Raw genomic sequence first — 4,477 nt, forward strand, 5'->3', positions numbered from 1 at the left:
TATTCCGCGGCGTCTGCGTATGCGTCCATTGGGGGGCATGTGCAGACGAGGTTTCTGTCACCGTATGCGTTGTCGACGCGGTTGACGGGGGACCAGTATTTGTCGACGCCCATGGAACCCGGCGGGAAGCAGGCCTGTTCGCGGGTGTAGGGGCGGTCCCAGTCGCCGACCAGATCGCGCACCGTGTGGGGGGCGTTTTTCAGCGGGTTGTTTTCCGCGTCGATCTTGCCGTCGATGATGTCCTGCGCTTCCGAGCGGATCGACAGCATGGCATCGCAGAAACGGTCCAGTTCGGCCATGGGTTCCGACTCCGTGGGTTCCACCATCAGGGTGCCGGCCACCGGCCAGCTCATCGTTGGCGCGTGGAAGCCTGAATCGATCAGGCGTTTGGCCACGTCATCGACGGTGACATGCGCCTCGGCGTCCAGGGGCCGGGTGTCGAGGATGCATTCATGCGCCACACGCCCCGTTTCCGAGGTATAGAGGATCGGATAGGCATCCTTGAGCCGCGCCGCGATGTAGTTGGCGTTCAGGATCGCCACCTTGGTCGCCTGCGTCAGACCCGCGCCGCCCATCAGCAGCACATAGGCCCAGCTGACCGGCAGAATGGACGGAGACCCGAAGGGCGCCGCCGAGACCGGGCCCACGGCGGTGCCGTATTCCGGGTGCCCGGGCAGGTGCTCGGCCAGATGCGCCTTGACGCCGATCGGACCCATGCCGGGGCCGCCGCCGCCATGCGGGATGCAGAAGGTCTTGTGCAGGTTCAGGTGGCTGACGTCGCCGCCAATGTCGCCGGGGCGCGACAGGCCCACCATGGCGTTCATGTTGGCGCCGTCGATATAGACCTGACCGCCGTGGTCATGGGTGATCTGGCAGACCTCCTGCACGGTGGTCTCGAACACACCATGAGTGGACGGGTAGGTGATCATGCAGGCGGCCAGATGATCCGAGTGCTTTTCCGCCTTGGCGCGGAAGTCGGCGACATCGATATTGCCCTTGTCATCCGCCTGCACCGGCACGACCTGCCAGCCCACCATCTGCGCCGAGGCCGGGTTGGTGCCATGGGCCGAGGTCGGGATCAGGCAGACATTGCGGTGCCCTTCGCCGCGCGCAAAGTGATAGTTGCGGATCGTCAGCAGGCCCGCATATTCGCCCTGCGCGCCCGAGTTGGGCTGCTGGGAGATCGCGTCATAGCCGGTGATCTGGCACAGCTTGTCGTTCAGATCCGCAATCATCTCGTGATAGCCCTGCGCCTGATCTTCGGGGCAGAACGGGTGCAGATTGCCGAACTCGGGCCAGGTGACCGGGATCATCTCGATCGTGGCGTTCAGCTTCATGGTGCAGGACCCCAGCGGGATCATCGCCCGGTCCAGCGCCAGGTCGCGGTCGGCCAGACGGCGCATATAGCGGGTGATCTCGGCCTCGGCCCGGTTCTGGTGGAAGATCGGGTGGGTCAGATAGGCGCTTTCACGCAGCGCATAATCCGGCAGGCGGTATTGCTTGTTCGAGCTGTCATCCTTGCGGTCGATGCCGAAGGCCCCCCAGACCGCCTCGATCGTCTCGGGGCGGGTCTGTTCGTCCAGGCTGATGCCAACCTTGGTGTCGCCCACCTTGCGCAGGTTGACGCCGCGCGCCACGGCGGCCTCCATCACCGTCTTCTGCAGATGGCCAACCTCGACCGTGATCGTGTCGAAGAACACCTCGGGTTCGACCGAGAAGCCCGCCTCTTCCAGGCCGGCGGCCAGGCGCGAGGTCTTGCGGTGCACCGACTGGGCAATCGCCTTGATGCCGTCGGGGCCGTGATAGACCGCATACATCGAAGCAATCACCGCCAGCAGCGCCTGCGCGGTGCAGACGTTCGAGTTCGCCTTCTCGCGGCGGATGTGCTGCTCGCGGGTCTGCAACGACAGGCGGTAGGCCTTGTTGCCGCGGCTGTCGATGGACACACCGATGATCCGGCCCGGCATGGATCGCTTCAGCTTGTCGGTGGTGGCCATGTAGGCGGCGTGCGGGCCGCCATAGCCCATCGGCACACCAAAGCGCTGGGTCGAGCCGATGGCAATGTCCGCGCCCATCTCGCCCGGTGACTTCAGCAGCGCCAGCGACAGGATGTCGGCGGCGACGATGGCGATGGCCTTGTGTTCATGCAGCGCCGCGATCTCGGCGGTGAAGTCGCGCACATGGCCATAGGTGCCCGGATACTGGAAGATCGCGCCGAATACCGCGCCCGCGTCCAGCTGATCCGGGTCGGCGACCTGCACGTCGATGCCCAGAGGCTCGGCCCGGGTCTTGATCACCGCGATGGTCTGCGGGTGGCAGTTCTTGTCAACGAAGAAGGCCGCGTTGTTGGCCTTGGACCGGCCGCCGCGCTTGGCCATCGCCATGGCTTCGGCCGCCGCTGTCGCCTCGTCCAGCAGCGAGGCGTTGGCCACATCGAGCCCGGTCAGGTCGCTGACCATGGTCTGGAAGTTCAAGAGCGCCTCGAGCCGGCCCTGGCTGATCTCGGGCTGGTACGGCGTGTAGGCGGTGTACCAGGCCGGGTTTTCCAGGATGTTGCGCAGGATCGGCGCAGGCGTGGTGGTGCCGTAATAGCCCTGACCGATCAGCGAGGTCAGAACCTTGTTCTTCCCCGCCACCTGTTTCATGTGGAAAAGCGCATCGCGTTCCGTCATCGCCGGACCCCAGTCCAGCGGCTGTTTCTGCCGGATCGCCGGGGGGACGGTGGCGTCGATCAGCTCGTCCAGCGTCTTGAAGCCGATCACCTGCAGCATATCGCGCATCTCGGTCGGGCTGGGACCGATATGGCGACGGTTGGCAAAATCATAGGCTTCGTAGTCGGTCAGTTTGAAGGCCATTGCAGCGCTCCCATGGATAGGTCAGGGCCGGCGGAGACTGCGGGAGCCTCCGGCGGGGATATTTCTTGCCAGATGAAGGGCGGGGCCCAAATTCGGCGGCATCAATTAATTCGATGGAGCCCCATGCCGGGACTCCGTTCGGGTTTACCCGATGAAGGCCTTGTAGCCGGCTTCGTCCATCAGATCCTCGAGCTGCGACGCGTCACTGATCTTGATCTTGTAGATCCAGGCCTCGCCCTCGGGGTCGTCGTTCAGCGCGCCGGGATTGTCGGCCAGCGCCTCGTTCACCTCGACGATCTCACCATCGACCGGAGCATAGAGTTCCGAGGCCGCTTTGACGGATTCGATCACACCGATCTCGCCGTCTTTCTCGAACTCGTCGCCCACTTCCTGCTGCTCGACAAACACCACCTCACCCAGCTGTTCAGCCGCGTGTTTGGTGATGCCCAGCGTGGCGGTGTCGCCTTCGACGCTCAGCCATTCATGTTCTTCGGAATAATAGGTTGCCATGCTTCTCTCTCCTGACTTCAACGCTTGTAATTCTGTTTGACGAAGGGCAGCGCCACGATCTGCGCCGGTTGCGCCTTGCCCCGGATGATCAGGTTCACCTTCTCGCCCGGCGCGCCATGGCCTTTGCTCACATAACCCATCGCAACCGGGCCGCCGACCGTGGGGCCAAAGCTGCCCGAGGTGATCTGACCGATGGTGTTACCCTCTAGGCATTGCACTTCCACGCCCTGACGCGCCGGCGCACGGCCGTCGGGCTTGATGCCCACCAGCTTGCGGGCTGCGCCCTCGGCCAGTTCGCGCTGGATACGCTCCGCCCCCGGAAAACCACCTTCTTCCTTGCGACGCTTCTGCATCGCCCAGCCGAGGCTGGCCTCGACCGGCGAGGTGCTCTGGTCGATGTCATTGCCATAGAGGCACAGCCCGGCCTCAAGCCGCAGGCTGTCGCGCGCGCCCAGACCCGCCGGTTCGCACTCCTCATGCGCCAGGAAGGCCCGTGTGATCTCGATCGCCTTATCCTCGGGGATCGAGATCTCGTACCCGTCCTCGCCGGTATAGCCCAGGCGCGAGATACGGCATTCAACGCCGTTGATATCGGCCACGGTGGTTTCCATGAACTTCAGATCGCGGGCAGCGGGGCAGAGTTCCCCGACTACATCTTCGGCCTTGGGGCCTTGCACGGCCACCAGCGCGCGGTCGAAGATCTCGGTCACCTCAACCCCGTCCAGATTGTCGCGCATATGCGGAATGTCCTGATGGCGCAGCGCCGCGTTCACCACCACAAAGTAGTGATCCCCCGCATTCGACACGATCAAATCGTCCATGATCCCGCCTTCGGCATTGGTGAAGAACCCGTACCGCGCCTTGCCTTCCTTCAGCGTCGCATAGGCCTGCGGGCACAGAGCTTCCAGCTTCTCACCCACATTCTCACCGCGCAGGATCACCTGACCCATGTGAGACACATCAAACAACGCCGCCTTCTCACGGCACTGCTTATGCTCTCCCATGATCCCCAAAGGATACTGAACAGGCATCTCCCAACCCGCAAAATCAACCATCTTGCCACCAAGTTCGACGTGAAGGTCATACAAGGGCGTGCGCTTCGGTGTGGTCAT

3 protein-coding genes are annotated in these 4,477 nt (G+C 63.7%); all 3 read right to left on the bottom strand.

Translation table 11 applies throughout. The annotated features are described in order from the left end of the window. Window positions 1-2,855, bottom strand: a 2,855-nt coding sequence (gcvP, locus tag I9184_RS20815; protein ID WP_171638645.1) for an aminomethyl-transferring glycine dehydrogenase, incomplete at its 3' end; no start/stop codon positions are given. A 144-nt stretch (window positions 2,856-2,999) separates the two neighbouring features. Continuing rightward, window positions 3,000-3,365 carry a glycine cleavage system protein GcvH gene (gcvH, locus tag I9184_RS20820; protein ID WP_171638644.1) on the bottom strand — a complete coding sequence of 122 codons (366 nt, stop codon included), beginning with the start codon at window positions 3,363-3,365 and terminating at the stop codon, window positions 3,000-3,002. 17 nt (window positions 3,366-3,382) lie between these two features. Continuing rightward, window positions 3,383-4,477, bottom strand: a 1,095-nt coding sequence (gene gcvT / locus I9184_RS20825; RefSeq protein WP_209835619.1) for a glycine cleavage system aminomethyltransferase GcvT, incomplete at its 5' end; no start/stop codon positions are given.

The organism is Ruegeria sp. HKCCE3926 (assembly GCF_017872515.1).
Classification (GTDB): Bacteria; Pseudomonadota; Alphaproteobacteria; order Rhodobacterales; family Rhodobacteraceae; genus Ruegeria.

Excerpts from the sequence above, each read along its gene's own strand:
- gcvH (WP_171638644.1), bottom strand. The coding sequence starts at position 3,365 with ATGGCAACCTATTATTCCGAAGAACATGAATGGCTGAGCGTCGAAGGC.